The organism is Thiolapillus sp. (assembly GCF_048562965.1).
Lineage (GTDB): Bacteria > Pseudomonadota > Gammaproteobacteria > Chromatiales > Chromatiaceae > Thiolapillus > Thiolapillus brandeum_A.
Map to the genome: position 1 here is coordinate 1 of NZ_JBHNMF010001429.1, position 629 is coordinate 629.

The following is a 629-nucleotide window of genomic DNA, read 5'->3' on the forward strand; positions in this document are numbered from 1 at the left end:
GAGCAGGATGCAGCAATCAGCGTATAGAACAAGCTCTAACGGGCAGTATGAACAAAATAGCAACTTTATTTCACCCGAAAATATACGGTGGAACAATGTTGCTTACTCTAAACTCTAGCTCTGGATAGACGAGCTGGAAAATGCTTTCGGGTATGACGACAGCGGCGCCTCCAGCGGCAACGTCAACATCTTTTCCAGTTTTCTGACCTGGATGCAGGAAAAGCCTGCCGGCGTGTTTCTCGCGGCCACGGCCAACCGCATACAGCAGCTGCCCGCTGAACTGATGCGCAAGGGGCGTTTCGACCAGCTGTTTTTCCTGGACCTGCCCACCAGCAGTGAAAGGGCGCAGATCTTCGCCATACACATTCGTCTCAACGGACAGAACCCCGAAGGATTCGATATCGACTACCTGGCGGCCGCTACCAAAGGCTGGAGTGGCGCGGAAATAGAATCTGCCGTGAAAGCCGCCCGTATCGAAGCCTGGCAGGAAGGCAGGGCCTTCAACGAACAAGCGTGTCTTCGACCTCGTGATAGATTTTGGGACATCCCAGTCCCCAAAATCGACTCGGCCTTTGACAACCTATTTGTGCCCCAGCCGTCCTGGTCACCAAGCACTACGCAACAACTTC

General features: G+C 53.7%; 1 pseudogene. It reads left to right on the top strand.

Going from position 1 to position 629, the window contains the following annotated elements:
- Positions 1 to 118: 118 nt before the first annotated feature.
- Positions 119 to 523 (top strand): annotated as a pseudogene (locus ACOCD2_RS24755) (AAA family ATPase); the annotation flags it as partial.
- Positions 524 to 629 lie beyond the last annotated feature (106 nt).